This window comes from Pullulanibacillus sp. KACC 23026, from assembly GCF_029094525.1.
Classification (GTDB): domain Bacteria; phylum Bacillota; class Bacilli; order Bacillales; family Sporolactobacillaceae; genus KACC-23026.
On record NZ_CP119107.1, the window covers coordinates 247,495 to 262,403 of the forward strand.

Consider the following 14,909-nt stretch of genomic DNA (forward strand, 5'->3'; position numbering starts at 1 on the left):
AATAAAAAAATAGGAATAGTGAGGTTATGAATGTGTCAAAGCCCTATATAAACCCTAAAATATCACCTGGCATTAAAAAGGGAAATCATTCTCTTGAAAGCCAATCTCCCAAAGTCGTTATTTACAGCCCTTTAAATGAATCGGTGACCCGATTAGAAGAACAGAATCAAGATGCCTTGAGAACCCTCTCTGACCTTAATCAGCTTATTAACAATCTTCTAGAGGTCACGTACATGGATTCCAAAAAAATGGACCAACTCAATAAGCAGCAGGATATATTAATCGACGGGCAGATTGAAGAGAAGCAGGAGAGGACGGAGCAATTAGACAAACTCCAATCGATCCAAAATCAATCCAATGACAAGCAAGAGGAAATGCACTCGCTTTTAAAAGAGGCGATCACTCGGATTCAGCAGAGCTCTGAGCAAATTGAAAGTCTGAAGGCGTCTATCCAGCTTGAAGAACTGAGTCAACGCCTAACGGAAGTGGCGGAACACATCCATGGATTGAAGGAGGAGAAAACAAGCGAGACAGAATCTGTGTTAGAAATGCAGTCTTTGCAAACCCTTCTTCTTGAAGAAATGTCGAGAAAGCAAGCCGAAATAGATAAAGAACAAAGGTCAGGTTTTATGAAGCTGCTTGAGAAATTAAACTTGATTAAACATGAGAATGATAAAAGCCATGATACTCAGCTTGAAAACCAAAAACTCATGGTCGATGCTTTGCATAAACTTATGAATGAAGAAGCTTTCATGAAGGAAATAAATGAATTAACCTCTAAATAAATGGGGAAATCTTGCTGAAGGGTAACGGGTTTGGTTTTGAGGTAGAAAACGTCAACAAATAAATTAAAAGGGATACTAATTCAAGAATGAATGGTATCCTTTATTTATTTCCATTTAAACGAACCCCTTCTTGCTGCAAACTGCTTATAACTGATGGGGGTTCAATAGGTCTTTTCAATTTTTTCAAGTAAATAAATGATTAATAAAATGAGCCAAGCGCCCATTTTAATAGGAATGCTCGCTGTCCAAATGACGGTTAAAACCAACAATATAACTAAGAAAATGACGGAAACACGTGTTGGTTTAAAGGACGTTGGTTGACGCGTCCGCTCTGGAATTAATAAACCAATCATAAAGGCTAAAACGAAAAAAGTAATCGCCCCTATTGTGCTCTGATTCACTAGACCGAATAAACAAGCCATTAGTGCTGAATATAAAAACTTAAAGGCCATCTTCCTTAAAAAAAGTCCCTCGGTTTCCCTCTTTTGCTTCTACAGCAGGATCCCCATCGTTTTTCTCAAGCGGCCCTTTTTTATGGAACAAGTAAGAGATAGATAGGATTAAAAGATAGACTATAGGGCATGTATGGTTTAGACGGACTGGGGGAACTTAAGGAATAGAAAACGGACTATTGGATTGTGGCACTTTCTTAGAAAAAACTCTAAGAATATAAATGTTTTGACTCCTTTTCCGGAAGGCTTGTTTAAACTGTCAAGGGGGAATGGATCGTGAAACTTTCAGGAGAGCAGGTCATTGAACTTCATGGTTTCAATAATTTAACGAAAACCTTGAGTTTTAATATGTATGATATTTGTTACACAAAGACAAAAGAAGAGCGTGAAGCCTACATAGAGTATATCGATGAACAATACAATGCGACGCGTTTAACCGAAATCTTGAATCATGTGTCAGAGATAATCGGTGCCCATGTGCTGAATGTTTCCAAACAAGATTATGTCCCTCAAGGAGCGAGCGTCACTCTTCTCGTTTCAGAGGGACCGATAACAGAGGTGCCGACCGAGCATCTGGCTGAAACGCCGGGGCCATTGCCAAAGTCTATTGTCGATCATCTGGATAAGAGTCATATTACGGTTCATACTTATCCGGAATATCATCCACAGGAAGGAATCTGCACGTTCAGAGCAGATATTGACGTATCGACTTGCGGAGAAATCTCTCCTTTAAAAGCCCTTAATTACCTCATTCATTCTTTTGATACAGACATTATGACAATGGATTATCGCGTTAGAGGCTTCACAAGAGATAAGACGGGGAAGAAGCTTTTTATCGATCATGAAATTAATTCGATTCAAAATTATATACCGGATAACGTAAAAGAAGACTATCATATGATTGATGTTAACGTCTACCAAGAACATATTTTTCATACTAAATGTAAGCTTAAGAACTTTGATCTCAATAATTACCTCTTTGGCTATACAAAAGAAAAGCTCTCGGAGAAAGAACAAATGACGATCACGAAGCAGCTTAAGAAGGAAATGGACGAGATCTTTTATGGGAAGAACATGGGGGTGGAATTTTAAAAGAACAGGCTCATGCACCAGAAGTTGGCATGAGCCTGTTTGTGATTCCAAAGGTTAAGCTTGAGCAAATCGCTTAAGAATTTCAATGATGACTTGAGTAGATTTTTCCATGTTATCAACCGAGGCATATTCGAACTTGCCATGGAAATTCTCTCCGCCAGTAAAAAGATTTGGGGTTGGCAGTCCCATATAGGAGATTTGTGACCCGTCTGTTCCTCCGCGAATCGGCTCAATTTTCGGCACAATTCCAAGTGACTTCATGGCGTCGCTCGCAATATCAACGATCTCCATAACAGGTTCAATCTTCTCACGCATATTGTAGTACTGATCATTCAGTTCAAGGGTGACCGCATCCTGACCGTATTTTTCTTGGAACCCGGCAACTAATGATTGGATGAAAGCCTTCCTTCCTTCGAAGGAGTCACGATCGAAATCACGGATAATATAATAGAGCTTTGTTTGTTCAACATCTCCGTTAAATGAAAGGAGATGGTAGAAGCCTTCATACCCGTCTGTATATTCAGGGGCTTCGTCTTTAGGAAGCTGTTCATGGAAAGCCATAGCGATTTTGCTTGAATGAATCATTTTTCCTTTAGCTGTACCGGGATGCACATTGGTTCCATTAAAGGTTAATTTGGCAGCAGCGGCATTAAAGCTTTCATATTGAAGCTCACCTAGTGGACCGCCGTCAACGGTATAGGCATAAGTGGCATCAAAGGCTTTGACATCAAAACGGTGAGGTCCGCGGCCAATCTCTTCATCTGGTGTAAAGGCGACACGCACTCGGCCATGTTTAATTTCTGGATGGTTCATCAAATAATTCATGGCCGTCATAATCTCAGCAATCCCTGCTTTGTTATCAGCCCCAAGCAGTGTTTGGCCATCTGTTGTGATGAGTGTATGTCCGACATATTGGGAAAGTTCTGGAAAATCCTGCGGCGACAGAACAATTTGAAGGGCTTCATTTAAAACGATGTCGTTGCCATCATAGGCTTCGACGACTTTTGGCTTTACACCTTTACCAGTAAAATCGGTTGCCGTGTCTAGGTGTGCCATGAAACCAATTGTTGGAACATCGTGATCGACATTGGACGGCAATGTGGCCATGACGTAAGCATTCTCATCAACCGTCACATCCTCCATTCCGATTCGCTTAAGTTCGTCCACTAGATGACGGGCAAGATCCCATTGGCCAGGTGTGGAAGGACAGGTTTCACTTTCTTCGTTAGATTGCGTATCGATCTTTGCGTATGTAGTGAGCCGTTCAATAAGCTCCGTTTTCATTATGGTCACTCCCTTTGTCCCATGATCAAATTAACAGATTAATTATATCATGTTTCAAGGAGACCAGTTGGATTCAAATGAGTGGCGATAAATAGAAAAAGTCGATCCAAGCAGATCATTATTTAGACCTGCTGAACCGACCTTTTTTATATTCATATTAGGACTAGCAGCATTTGGTAGGATAGCCGGGATCATTGACCACATTTTGATAAACAGGACGATAAATGTGTTGTGGAACATTAACAATGTTTTGTCTAGTAACAATGACTACAGGGTGAATATAAGGAACGACCCGTGGGACATAACAATCCCTTACGACATATTGTGGCGGACACTCTATTGGTCGGCATTGTTCGTTCATCAATCATCACCTCCATTACTGTTTACTATATTACATGCACGACCAAGGAAAATCGAAACGGACAAACGTCTAGTTATTGAAACATGGGGACGGTTCTCTTGTTTCAAGTAAACAAGAGAACCGTTCCCAAACAAAAAGCTGCCTTAAGGGGCAGCTTTTTATTTACTAATTCAATTAAGCAGGTGTTTCTACTTTATAGCCGGCTTCTTTCCAGGCACCTGTTCCGCCTTCGATAAAGGATACATCTTCAAAGCCCATTAATTTAAGTATATAAGCACCTAGGGCAGCTTGGCCGCCAGCACCGCATGTGATAATGACAGGACGTGTGCGATCGGCTAGGTCTGGGTCACGCAAGTTTTCCGGGAGTTCTAAATCAGCTCGAATAGGAAGCATCCCAAGAGAGATATTTTTACTGCTTGGAATTAATCCGCATGCACCAGCATCTTTTGCATCTTGAACATCAATAATGAGTGTGTTGGGGTTTGATTCCATTTTTTCTTTTGCCTCTGCTGAAGAGATCGCTGGGACATTTTCACGCGCCTTACCTACTAATTCAAGAAAAGTAATACCTTTTGCCATATGTAACGCCTCCTTTAAAATACTTCATTACAATATCCATTATAACGATTTCTATACCTTGACTTCAAAGCGGGAAGACTTATACTTCTGAAAAAAACTGACAGCGCTATCCTCTCAGATAGTCTGTCAGCTCTTTTTTGATTCAATTTATTTCACATTTAATGATAAGCCAAGGCCTTTAGCGACACGTTCACCGTATTCTGGGTCGGCTTTGGCAAAGTGTTCGATTTGACGCTCTTGAATGTCTTTGTTGACAGGCTTCATAGCTGCAACGATGTTGTTGATAAGGCGTTCTTTCTCATCCGCGCTCATTAAGCGATAGAGGTCGCCAGCCTGTGTATAGTGGTCATTGCTGTCATAAGCGACGCTGTCCGCATAACCAGATACTTCAAAAGATGGATGAGCATCTTCCGGTGATTCCGCTGGTCCATTAAAGCTGTTTGGCTCGTAGTTAACAGAGCCGCCGCCGTTGTCGTCAAAGCGCATAAAACCATCGCGTTGGTAATTGTTGACCGCTGCCTGTTTCGCTGCGTTAACAGGAAGAAGCTGATAGTTGCCGCCTAAACGGTAACGATGCGCATCGGCATAAGCGAACAAACGTCCCTGAAGCATTTTGTCAGGAGAAGCGCTAATGCCGGGTACAAAGTTACCAGGGGAGAATGCAGCTTGCTCCACTTCAGCAAAATAATTTTTCGGATTGCGGTCAAGAACCATTTTACCAACTTCGATGAGCGGGTAATCTTTGTGAGACCACACTTTGGTAACATCAAATGGATCAAAGCGATAGGTGTTAGCATCTTCAAGCGGCATAATTTGCACGTAAAGGCGCCATGAAGGGAAATTTCCCTCTTCAATCGAAGCATAAAGATCGCGTGTTGCATAATCAGGGTCTACACCGGCAATGCGCTGAGCATCTTCGGCGGTGAGGTTTTTAATCCCTTGCTCGGTCTTGAAGTGATACTTAACCCAGAACGATTCACCATCAGCATTCGTCCATTTGAAGGTATGACTGCCGTAACCGTTCATATGACGGTATGTAGCGGGTATACCGCGGTCTGAGAAAAGAATCGTTACTTGATGCAAGGACTCAGGAGATAAAGACCAGAAGTCCCAAACCGCATTAGGATCCTTGCAGTTTGTCGCAGGATTGCGTTTCTGTGTATGGATAAAATCAGGAAATTTAATAGCATCACGAATAAAGAAAACAGGGGTGTTATTCCCGACGAGATCATAGTTTCCCTCTTCTGTGTAAAATTTCACAGCGAAGCCGCGCGGGTCGCGCTCTGTATCGGCAGCCCCTTTTTCCCCAGCGACTGTCGAAAAACGAATGAAGAGAGGGGTACGGAGCCCGCGTTCAGATAAAAATTTTGCCTTTGTCCACTTAGTCACATCATTGGTTACTTCGAGGTATCCATATGCACCGGCACCTTTGGCGTGAACGACACGTTCAGGAATCCGCTCGCGGTTAAAGTGGGCGAGCTTTTCAATCAAATGAATATCTTGGATCAATGTCGGGCCGCGGGAGCCAGCTGTCCAAGAATTTTGATTATCAGCAACAGGGGCACCAGAAGCGGTTGTAAGTTTCTTTTGTTCCGTCACGGAATCTCCTCCTTAAAATTCTTTCTTTTATGTCAAAAACTGGCGAAAGGTCAAGTCCCATTAAGGCTTAGAAGGACTTTGGCCTTGTCGGCAGCTTGGACATACTCCTTTAAAGATAATCTGTGTGGTTTGAATCGCATAATCTGTGTCCTGCTCAATTTGGGATGTCCAATCTAAAGGCGGATGGGTGGTTACTTCATCAACCTTGCCGCATATCGTACATTGAACATGGTGATGTTCTTCGGTATTTCCATCGTAGCGGCTCGCAGAATCCCCCAGCTTTAACTCCCGTATAAGGTTCATTTCCGTTAAATAACGGAGGGAGTTATACACTGTTCCATAAGCAAAATGGAGGCCATGTTCATTCAATCGGGCAATGATATCTGAAGCAGTCGGATGATCGTGAGCAGAACGAATCACATCCAGAATGGCCTTTCTCTGAGGTGTTAAGTTGATTGACATATTAGGGCCCCCTTATAACTATATTTTAGACTTAGTCTAAATACAAGTCAATAGCTTTTTGAAAGTGAGTCCAAATATAGTAGTGAGACTTAGGAGGAAAAGCTCGGGTACCGTGAACCTAGGGCTATTTTAGTAGTTAGACGTAACGAGGATACGCTGTCGGCCGCGCAATGGGCCATCCGGGCAAATAGGTGTAACGAGAATACGTTATTACTAAAAAACGAGTTAAAATGACCAGAATCAGAGGGAATAGCGTAATGACGTTACCACTAATCTTGAAATCAGCCTCAAAACTGGCAAATAAGGAATCGTCGTTACACAAAAACTAAATAGACGTAACGTTGTGCCCTAAATAGATAAAAAACCGACCGCTCTCATTTGATCAGAAATGAAAGCAGGCGGTTTTTCTAATAGGCTCTGTTACTAGTGAACCTTTCATAACGAAAAATTCCTAGTAAAAGCAGAGGAAGCAGATCTATTTTGCTTTTATTAGAAGCAATGCCTGACTAATCAACAACGTCATTAACAAAGCCAAAAGCAGTTGTTATAGGGAAATTAAACTAATTTTTTCAGAAAAGGCAGGGCCTCAGTCATGCTTGAAACAACAAGATCGGCTGAATCAGGTGAACCTAGATTGTGATGATCGATATAAATAGTCGAGCAGCCAAGCGGTTGGACAGGACGAATTTCATTGAGCCAATTATCACCAATGCTTAGGATGTTGCTGTACTCAACGTTAAAGGTCTCTTTGACCGTTTCAAAGCGTTCGAGTGTGCGGACTGGTTTGCTTCCATTGAAAAGTTTAAGATGAAAGACTTTATCTAAACCAAGCTTTTGTAAGATCACTTCACTGTCCGCTTCAGGACTATTTGTCAGCAGCACGAGCTTCTTTTTACCATGAAGCGCTTCTAATACCTCTTTAAATCCAGGGATGGGGTCCATCTCATAGTCTGGTCCCATCATATATTCACGTGTTTCAAGGAAAGAGGCTTGTCCTTTTTGGGGGTCAAGGCCATAGTGCAGAGCAACCGAAACAGGAACCCACCATAGGTCCCCTACATTGACAAAACGGACTTGGTCCAACGTGATTGGCTCAGGGTAACGCTCCTGTAATTCATCAGATGAAAGGGGTTCCCCTTCCCACGTAAAGGCCTCTTGAACTCGGTTATCGAGTTGGACCAGTATTAAATCGTTAACGGCGTCATAAACCCGGCCCATTTTCAGCGTATGCTGATCTTGTTTGGCGAGTTCGTAGTCCTTTTTATAATTCGAAAGAACGTCAGGTGAGAGCTTCTCAGTGAGTCTTTCGGCATAATAATCAAAATGGTGGGTGTCTTCATAGAGCGTTCCATCCAGGTCAAAGACAATGACTTCTGTGTTAGATAAATCCATTATAGGCGTCCTCATTTCGTTATATATTATGATGGCTATGGTTTAAAGTGTACCTAAGGTCTTGCCGTATTTAAACAATGGCTTTAGTTACAGTTTACCATTTTTTTAATGACTTTCTATTCATTTCATAAATCCTGCTCTTATGCTTTCGTTGGTAAGGTCCTGAGGTAACAATGAATAGTCAGAAGGTCATAATGGCAAACTATACCAAAAATGAAATAAGGAGGAGCTCTTTTGGATGCCAACCGTGCAAGAGAGATTCTTGAAGCCAATTATATGATTCAAGTAAACTTGGCAGGAATTCCTGTGTTTATTCAAAAAGTGAATGAGGATGGTCTAACTGCACAAGTATTTCCACTGGATGAGCCTGACCATGAACAGGTCGTGACACTCAACCAATTAGAAGAAGGCTAATAGATGAGTTAGGCGGGCACCAAAACTAACTCTATTCGCCTCATCGGATGGCCTGCTTCTATGTAGGAAGCCGTTTAAGCCAATAAGGAATGCTCGTTACACAAAGGCCGATTAGACGTAACGTGGCTACGCTAACCTCCTGCAACTGGGCCGGAATGCCGAAATAAGGGAATGAGGTTACGCCTATTTCGGATGAGTGTAACGAGAATACGCTATCCTCCTCGGATCGGGCAGACGTGCCGAAATAAGGGAATGAGGTTACACCTATTTGGGTTGAGGGTAACAAGGATACGCTATCCTCCTCGGATCGGGCAGACGTGCCGAAATAAGGGACTGACGTTACGCCTATTTTGATTGAGCGTAACGAGGATACGCTATCTGCCGCGAAATGGGCCAGAATGCCGAAATAAGGGACTGACGTTACGCCTAATTCGATTGAGCGTAACGAGGCTACGCTATCTGCCGCGAAATGGGCCAGAATGCCGAAATAAAGGACTGAGGTTACGCCTATTTTGGATGAGCGTAACGAGAATACGCTAACGTCCGCGAAATGGGCCGGAATGCCGAAATAAGGGACTGACGTTACGCCTAATTCGGTTGAGGGTAACGAGGCTACGCTAACGTCCGCGAAACTGGGTGAAATGCCGAAATAAGAGAATGAGGTTACGCCTATTTCGATTGAGCGTAACGAGAATACGCTATCCGCCGCGAATCGGGCCGGAATGCCGAAATAAGGGAATGACGTTACGCCTATTTTGGATGAGTGTAATGAGAATACGCTATCCTCCTCGGATCGGGCAGACGTGCCGAAATAAGGGAATGAGGTTACACCTATTTGGGTTGAGGGTAACGAGGATACGCTATCCTCCTCGGATTGGGCAGACGTGCCGAAATAAGGGACTGACGTTACGCCTATTTTGATTGAGCGTAACGAGGATACGCTATCCTCCGCTAAACTGGGCCGAAATGCCGAAATAAAGGACTGAGGTTACGCCTAATTCGGTTGAGTGTAACGAGAATACGCTATCCGCCGCGAAATGGGCCAGAATGCCGAAATAAAGGACTGAGGTTACGCCTATTTTGGATGAGCGTAACGAGAATACGCTAACGTCCGCGAAATGGGCCAGAATGCCGAAATAAAGGACTGAGGTTACGCCTATTTGGGTTGAGGGTAACGAGGATACGCTATCCACCGCGAAATGGGCCAAAATGCCGAAATAAAGGACTGAGGTTACGCCTAATTCGATTGAGAGTAACGAGGCTACGCTATCGTCCGCTAAACTGGGTGAAATGCCGAAATAAAGGACTGAGGTTACGCCTATTTCGGTTGAGCGTAACAAGGATACGCTAACCTCCGCTAAACGGGCAGGAATGCCGAAATAAGGGACTGAGGTTACGCCTAATTCGATTGAGCGTAACGAGAATCCGCTATCTGCCGCGAAATGGGCCAGAATGCCGGAGTAAAGGACAGAGAATACGCTATCTGCCGCGAAATGGGCGACCTGAGTCATTAAGCGTAACGAGAATCCGCTAAAAATAGAGACTGCTGATGAGATCTGTATGTAATCGAATCGAGGGATCTGCATCGTGACGTCGTCCTTTGTTTTGTCTCTTAATCGTGGGGGGTAACGTATAAATAAAGGCTTTTGCAGGAAAGCAAAAGCCAAGGATTGTCTAATCGTTTATTCGTCTTCTTTAGAGTTTAGATACTCAGTTGGATGTTCAGGTGTTAGATATTCATTTGGAGAAGCGGATTCATCATGCGGGTTATGATTTTTAAACTGTGCTTTTCTTCCGTTGCGATATTCTCCGCCTTCTTGTTTGGTCAGGCTTTGCCCATTATTATCACTTCCAGGCAAGTTGTGACTCGTTTTTTCTCTGCGCTGATCCTTTTTGCCCATCTTACAGACCTCCTTTATTTTCTGATTTGTTAGTTTGGCTAAGAAATAAGCGATTATGCACCCATTCTATTTTTTAATCTTTTATTTCCGACTCTTCTTTTTTATTCTATACTTATGAAAGCAGATGAGAAATGGAGGGTTGAGGATGTTTTCTGAAAGTGCCGAAAACTTATTACTGAATATTCTTTATGTCACCTTGCCATTTTATTTAATTTTTATTTTTAATAAAGCGGACTTCAGTTTTCTTTTTAGTGATTCGGAAGCAGAACAGGTAGTGAAGGCTAAGGAAAAGGCCAAGAAATATCTCACCTTCCTTGGTATGTGTGTCCTTTTTCTTATGATGGGTTTTCCCATTGATGTGGTGCCCAATCACATCTTTGATCTAAGGCAAATACCGATCATCATTGGTTTTCTATATTTAGGCAGGAAATATGGTGTGGTTCTCTTTCTTACAGTCTTAGTGACGCGTTACATAATTGGCGGGAACGGGTTTTATGGAGCCCTTATTACCAATGCAGTCCTGCTGCTGTTATTGTTTCTTTTGGATAAAGTCTATGTAAGAAGCCGCATCAGTCGTAAAGTACTTATTGTGGTTGGGATGACGGTGTTTAGTGGATTGATTATGTTAGCCAATTCATTGATATTTAATGATTGGTTATTTGATAAGGAATCCTTTAGACCCGTTATTGGATCAATTGTTTATTTGACGTGTATTCAATCATTAGGACTTTGTGTTACGATCTTTTCCCTTGAAAAATTTAGAAATGATCAATTAGTGCGTGAACATCTACAAAAAATAGAAAAGTCCCAGATTGTGAGTGAACTGGCGGCTTCTGTCTCACATGAAGTTCGTAATCCGCTAACCGTAACAAAAGGTTTTTTGCAGTTAGCCCTTAAAGAAGACCTCGCGCCAACGGTAAAAGACTACTTAACCATGGCTCAAGAGGAACTGGTTCAGGCAGAAGAGATTATAAGTGATTATCTCACCTTTGCAAAGCCTGCCCTTGATAATCCTAAAGCTCTGTCTGTCAAAGAAGAATTGGAAAACCTAGGGAGGCTATTAAGCCCTTATGTGAATTTAAATGGGATCCGGTTAGAGATTCAAATAGAGGGTGGTTTATATATCCTAGGGGAATCCAAGAAATTTCATCAATGCTTGTCCAATATTATTAAGAATGCTGTTGAAGCAAGCGCTCCTGAAGGGAAAATTAACTTGAAGGCATTGGCCCAAGGGGAGGCGGTTCAAATTATCATCCAAGATAATGGCGTCGGAATGACACAAGAGGTTCTCAGGCGAATTGGCGAACCTTATTATTCCACGAAAGAAAAAGGGACGGGCCTTGGAATGATGGTCGTTTATAGTATAGTAATATCAATGAAGGGCTCCATTAATATTGAAAGTGAACGCGGCAAAGGCTCTGTCTTCACCCTAGCCTTTCCAAAAGCGACTCCTGAGCAAGGGGCAGCCATTTAAAATCGTATAAAACGATAAAGAGGTGGACAGGATGTCAGCACCTGACTTAATTATTCCGACCATTGAAACAGAGCATTATATTTTAAAGCCATTAGAACATAAGCACGCTGAAGCGCTGTTCCTTTTTTTAAGCGACAAAAAAACGATGCAGTTCATCACGCCGCATCCCGTAAAGACCTTGGCAGAGCTAGAGGACCAAATTAATGAACAGTTGGCGGCATTTGAAAATAAAAAGGAAATACCATGGGTTATTCAGGATAAAGCCACGCATTCGATTGTAGGGACGATCCGTTTTCATAAGCTAAGAAGCTGGCACAGAAGCTGTGAGATCGGGGTGGTTCTCTCCCCTCATTTTCAGCAAAAAGGTGTGATGACAGAAATCATGCCTTTCCTGCTGGATTACGGGTTCAAGAGACTACGCCTGAACCGAATCGTTGGTGACATTTTTGCAGGTAACCAAGGTTCCCGGAGATTGCTTGAGCGGTTTGGCTTTCAAAAAGAAGGCGTTATGAGGCAAACGGATTTTGATGGAGAAAGGTTTCATGATACAGTTGTCTATTCCATGTTAAAAGAAGAGTATGAGTTACGGATGGCTTCAGGGACAATCGACTCAAGGAAATGAAAGACAATCACATGATCTCCACATCATTAGTAAAAGAGAGAGGGCTTGTGATGGGATTAAGCACGCAAGAATCACTTAAATTAATGGATGTATGTTTATTAGCGGGAGAGATGCTGCTAAGGTCAGGGGCTGAAACGCATCGTGTCGAGGATACCATGACGCGAATGGCCGCTGCCTATACGGATGCTGCGACTCATAGCTTTGTGACACCAACCGGGATTGTTTTTTCAATTGATAAGGTTGACTCGACTAAGCTGGTACGTATTTTAGATCGCTCGACAAATCTTCATAGAGTTGTTCTTATTAATCAGCTGTCTAGAGAAATGAGCAAAGGATCCTACACCATTGATCAAGCCTATGAGGAACTGCAGAAGATTAAGCAGTCTAATCAAGGCTATCCTTTGGCTATAAAAATTGCGGCAGCAGCTATTTCCAGCGGTTGTTTTTTAATCATGTATAATGGCGTTTGGAATGATTTCCTTCCCGCATTGATTGCGGGCGGCATTGGCTACTCAGCCTTTTCATGGTTTCATTTTCTGGTTAAAATTAAATTTTTTGCGGAATGCTTGGCAGCACTGGTGATTGGCATTATCGCTTTGATCTTTGTGAAGGCGGGCTGGGGGCAGTCTCTGGATACCATTATTATTGGTTCGGTGATGCCTCTAGTCCCAGGAGTTCTGATCACTAATGCCATTCGCGATCTGATAGCAGGGCATTTGGTGGCGGGATTATCCAAGGGGATTGAGGCCTTCCTAACCGCTTTCGCTATTGGAACCGGAATTGCCTTCGTCTTGGCTTGGACTTATGGAGGGATGTCATGATTTGGCAAGCGTTGACCAGCTTTATTGGGTCTCTTATGTTTTGCATTATTTTTAATATCCCAAAATCCTCCCTTTTCAAATGCGGAATAGTTGGGATGCTTGGATGGGTCGTCTATTATGCCATGTCAATCCATCAGATCAATCCTGTTATGGCAACACTCTTTGGGGCTTTTACCGTCGCTATTATTAGTCAAATCATGGCGCGTTTATATAAAACGCCGATGATTATTTTTAGTGTCGCTGGGATTATCCCCCTTGTTCCAGGGGGAATGGCGTATGACGCAATGCGGCATTTTGTCAGTAATGATTATGCGACCGCAACGTCTTTAGCAGCAAGAGCCTTTATGCTTTCCGGTTCCATAGCATTCGGACTCATTTTTTCAGAAGTGCTTAATCAACTGTCCAGAAAAACAGGCAATCATAAACAAGACAACAATTAAAAAGAGATTCTTAATAAAAAACCAGGCCTTTAGCGGACTAGATGTGATGTCCTTTAAGGCCTGGTTTTTATCTACACTCGCCCCCATTTTGGAGGCGGCAAGTCTCTATTTTTGTGTGCAAACGGCTGTTGCCCACCAAATTTAAGGCGGTGTTCCCCATTTTGGTGGGAATCCCGCACTTACCCACCAAATTTGCAGCGACTGCCTCTATTTTCGTGTGCAACTAGCTCTTGAATAATTTCCTGCCGCTTTTACGAGGTTTTTTTACTATAAGGAGGCATAGGTGTAAGCGGTGAGAAGGGAGGCAGGCCAGAATCAAGGTTATTCAAGTAACTGAGGATATGTTCTTCAATAGAGATATCCAGCTGGTTCAATCCGATGTTCCCAAATAAGACATTAAACTCAAAGAAATAAGGATGGCCGTTTACCATCGCGACATCAAAACCTGCATGATCAATCCCAAGCTCATCGGCTACTCTTTCAACCAGGTCAATGGCTTCACGAGGGACCGGATCGTATGAAATTTCACCGCCTTGTGAAACATTATTGAGATGATTGCCATCACGGCCAATCCGCCAATAAGCACCAATAACCTTTTTCCCAACAAGAGTAATTCTCAGGTCACGGTCAATATCGAGCTTTTCTTGAACATATAACACGTCATTGCGTAAAGCGTAGTCACGGAGACCTTTTTCATTTTCAATAAGAAACACACCTCGCCCCATCGAGTTCCGTATTTCTTTAGCGATAAAAGGAAAGGAAAAGGTGTCTAATAGTTGCTCGATAGCACTTGGTGTGCTGGGATGAATCTCGGTATAAGGCATATGCTCAGGACAAATCGCTTGAAACACGCGCGTCATTTCCACCTTGTTATGACCCAAATGATAGGCAGCCATACTAGGAAACACTTTTTTGTGGAGACCGTAGACAAGCGTATTAACCTGCCAATACTCCGGAAAGAGAATCCAATCCGCTTGAAGGATCTCTTCTTTATGACGAAGCATATGCTCAGGTTTTATATATAAACTATCAGGAATACCAACCGTCCGAAGCGGGTTGAATGTGATGAACCTCATGGTGATTCTCCTCTAGGAAAAATGTTATCTAAACGAGATAATTATAAAATGCTTTGCGAAAAAAGCAAGCTTTATTTTAGAGGGGACTGTCCCCCTAAATCGCCTTTTCGGCTATTTTTAAAAAAACTCTCTATATAATGAGGGAGGGACTGACC

General features: G+C 42.6%; 18 protein-coding genes. 7 read left to right on the forward strand and 11 right to left on the reverse strand.

The genetic code is table 11. The annotated features are described in order from the left end of the window. The first annotated feature begins 26 nt into the window (after nt 1–26). Nucleotides 27–785: a hypothetical protein gene (locus tag PU629_RS01165; RefSeq protein ID WP_275282432.1), complete on the forward strand. Its 759-nt coding sequence runs from the start codon at nt 27–29 to the stop codon at nt 783–785. 161 nt (nt 786–946) lie between these two features. Here PU629_RS01165 and PU629_RS01170 read toward each other — a convergent pair whose 3' ends face one another. Continuing rightward, entirely contained in the window at nt 947–1,237 is a 291-nt protein-coding gene (locus PU629_RS01170) for a hypothetical protein (RefSeq protein ID WP_275282433.1), read from the reverse strand. Nucleotides 1,238–1,513: 276 nt separating this feature from the next. On the opposite strand from PU629_RS01170, the gene speD reads away from it, so the two are divergent. Next, nucleotides 1,514–2,329, forward strand: a complete 816-nt coding sequence (gene speD, locus PU629_RS01175) for an adenosylmethionine decarboxylase (RefSeq protein WP_275282434.1) — start codon at nt 1,514–1,516, stop codon at nt 2,327–2,329. 54 nt (nt 2,330–2,383) lie between these two features. Here the strand turns inward: speD and pepT are convergent, their stop codons facing one another. The 6 genes from pepT to PU629_RS01205 all read right to left on the reverse strand — a co-directional run bounded on the left by pepT (nt 2,384) and on the right by PU629_RS01205 (nt 8,006). Then, nucleotides 2,384–3,613, reverse strand: a complete 1,230-nt coding sequence (gene pepT / locus PU629_RS01180; RefSeq protein WP_275282435.1) for a peptidase T — start codon at nt 3,611–3,613, stop codon at nt 2,384–2,386. A gap of 163 nt (nt 3,614–3,776) precedes the next feature. Continuing rightward, the gene (locus PU629_RS01185) at nt 3,777–3,974 is read right to left on the reverse strand and encodes a hypothetical protein (RefSeq protein ID WP_275284330.1); all 198 of its coding nucleotides are present in this window, start codon (nt 3,972–3,974) and stop codon (nt 3,777–3,779) included. A 174-nt stretch (nt 3,975–4,148) separates the two neighbouring features. Then, a complete protein-coding gene (locus tag PU629_RS01190; protein ID WP_275282436.1) occupies nt 4,149–4,553 on the reverse strand; it encodes a rhodanese-like domain-containing protein in 405 nt (134 codons plus the stop codon). 147 nt (nt 4,554–4,700) lie between these two features. Next, a complete protein-coding gene (locus tag PU629_RS01195; RefSeq protein WP_275282437.1) occupies nt 4,701–6,152 on the reverse strand; it encodes a catalase in 1,452 nt (483 codons plus the stop codon). Between the two features lie 60 nt (nt 6,153–6,212). Then, nucleotides 6,213–6,614 (reverse strand): Fur family transcriptional regulator, encoded by a 402-nt coding sequence (locus PU629_RS01200; protein ID WP_275282438.1) that lies wholly within the window; start codon nt 6,612–6,614, stop codon nt 6,213–6,215. 555 nt (nt 6,615–7,169) lie between these two features. After that, on the reverse strand, nt 7,170–8,006 hold the full coding sequence (locus tag PU629_RS01205; protein WP_275282439.1) for an HAD family hydrolase: 837 nt from the start codon (nt 8,004–8,006) through the stop codon (nt 7,170–7,172). 234 nt (nt 8,007–8,240) lie between these two features. Here PU629_RS01205 and PU629_RS01210 point away from each other — a divergent pair, with 234 nt between their 5' ends. Further along, the gene (locus PU629_RS01210) at nt 8,241–8,420 is read left to right on the forward strand and encodes an H-type small acid-soluble spore protein (RefSeq protein ID WP_275282440.1); all 180 of its coding nucleotides are present in this window, start codon (nt 8,241–8,243) and stop codon (nt 8,418–8,420) included. A 58-nt stretch (nt 8,421–8,478) separates the two neighbouring features. Here the strand turns inward: PU629_RS01210 and PU629_RS01215 are convergent, their stop codons facing one another. The 3 genes from PU629_RS01215 to PU629_RS01225 form a co-directional block, all read right to left on the reverse strand. Then, entirely contained in the window at nt 8,479–8,706 is a 228-nt protein-coding gene (locus tag PU629_RS01215) for a hypothetical protein (protein WP_275282442.1), read from the reverse strand. A 655-nt stretch (nt 8,707–9,361) separates the two neighbouring features. Then, nucleotides 9,362–10,006, reverse strand: a complete 645-nt coding sequence (locus PU629_RS01220) for a hypothetical protein (RefSeq protein ID WP_275282443.1) — start codon at nt 10,004–10,006, stop codon at nt 9,362–9,364. 96 nt (nt 10,007–10,102) lie between these two features. Beyond that, nucleotides 10,103–10,321 carry a hypothetical protein gene (locus PU629_RS01225; RefSeq protein ID WP_275282444.1) on the reverse strand — a complete coding sequence of 73 codons (219 nt, stop codon included), beginning with the start codon at nt 10,319–10,321 and terminating at the stop codon, nt 10,103–10,105. A 145-nt stretch (nt 10,322–10,466) separates the two neighbouring features. On the opposite strand from PU629_RS01225, the gene PU629_RS01230 reads away from it, so the two are divergent. The 4 genes from PU629_RS01230 to PU629_RS01245 are packed head-to-tail and all read left to right on the forward strand — an operon-like array spanning nt 10,467 to nt 13,678. Beyond that, nucleotides 10,467–11,795, forward strand: a complete 1,329-nt coding sequence (locus PU629_RS01230; RefSeq protein ID WP_275282445.1) for an ATP-binding protein — start codon at nt 10,467–10,469, stop codon at nt 11,793–11,795. A gap of 31 nt (nt 11,796–11,826) precedes the next feature. Continuing rightward, nucleotides 11,827–12,417 (forward strand): GNAT family N-acetyltransferase, encoded by a 591-nt coding sequence (locus PU629_RS01235; protein ID WP_275282446.1) that lies wholly within the window; start codon nt 11,827–11,829, stop codon nt 12,415–12,417. 50 nt (nt 12,418–12,467) lie between these two features. After that, nucleotides 12,468–13,238, forward strand: coding sequence for a threonine/serine exporter family protein (locus PU629_RS01240; RefSeq protein ID WP_275282447.1), 771 nt, complete (start codon nt 12,468–12,470; stop codon nt 13,236–13,238). Continuing rightward, nucleotides 13,235–13,678 (forward strand): threonine/serine exporter family protein, encoded by a 444-nt coding sequence (locus tag PU629_RS01245; RefSeq protein WP_275282448.1) that lies wholly within the window; start codon nt 13,235–13,237, stop codon nt 13,676–13,678. Before PU629_RS01240 ends, PU629_RS01245 begins: the two co-directional genes overlap by 4 nt. A gap of 251 nt (nt 13,679–13,929) precedes the next feature. Here the strand turns inward: PU629_RS01245 and PU629_RS01250 are convergent, their stop codons facing one another. Next, nucleotides 13,930–14,754: an ATP-grasp domain-containing protein gene (locus PU629_RS01250; RefSeq protein WP_275282449.1), complete on the reverse strand. Its 825-nt coding sequence runs from the start codon at nt 14,752–14,754 to the stop codon at nt 13,930–13,932. Nucleotides 14,755–14,909: the final 155 nt, after the last annotated feature.

Bases quoted from the DNA above. Each gene is read 5' to 3' on its own strand.
- pepT (WP_275282435.1), bottom strand. From the start codon at position 3,613: ATGAAAACGGAGCTTATTGAACGGCTCACTACATACGCAAAGATCGAT.
- PU629_RS01200 (WP_275282438.1), bottom strand. From the start codon at position 6,614: ATGTCAATCAACTTAACACCTCAGAGAAAGGCCATTCTGGATGTGATT.
- PU629_RS01230 (WP_275282445.1), top strand. From the start codon at position 10,467: ATGTTTTCTGAAAGTGCCGAAAACTTATTACTGAATATTCTTTATGTC.
- PU629_RS01170 (WP_275282433.1), bottom strand. From the start codon at position 1,237: ATGGCCTTTAAGTTTTTATATTCAGCACTAATGGCTTGTTTATTCGGT.
- PU629_RS01250 (WP_275282449.1), bottom strand. From the start codon at position 14,754: ATGAGGTTCATCACATTCAACCCGCTTCGGACGGTTGGTATTCCTGAT.
- PU629_RS01185 (WP_275284330.1), bottom strand. From the start codon at position 3,974: ATGAACGAACAATGCCGACCAATAGAGTGTCCGCCACAATATGTCGTA.
- PU629_RS01225 (WP_275282444.1), bottom strand. From the start codon at position 10,321: ATGGGCAAAAAGGATCAGCGCAGAGAAAAAACGAGTCACAACTTGCCT.
- PU629_RS01245 (WP_275282448.1), top strand. From the start codon at position 13,235: ATGATTTGGCAAGCGTTGACCAGCTTTATTGGGTCTCTTATGTTTTGC.
- PU629_RS01190 (WP_275282436.1), bottom strand. From the start codon at position 4,553: ATGGCAAAAGGTATTACTTTTCTTGAATTAGTAGGTAAGGCGCGTGAA.
- PU629_RS01240 (WP_275282447.1), top strand. From the start codon at position 12,468: ATGGGATTAAGCACGCAAGAATCACTTAAATTAATGGATGTATGTTTA.
- PU629_RS01205 (WP_275282439.1), bottom strand. From the start codon at position 8,006: ATGGATTTATCTAACACAGAAGTCATTGTCTTTGACCTGGATGGAACG.
- PU629_RS01235 (WP_275282446.1), top strand. From the start codon at position 11,827: ATGTCAGCACCTGACTTAATTATTCCGACCATTGAAACAGAGCATTAT.
- PU629_RS01165 (WP_275282432.1), top strand. From the start codon at position 27: ATGAATGTGTCAAAGCCCTATATAAACCCTAAAATATCACCTGGCATT.
- PU629_RS01220 (WP_275282443.1), bottom strand. From the start codon at position 10,006: ATGCAGATCCCTCGATTCGATTACATACAGATCTCATCAGCAGTCTCT.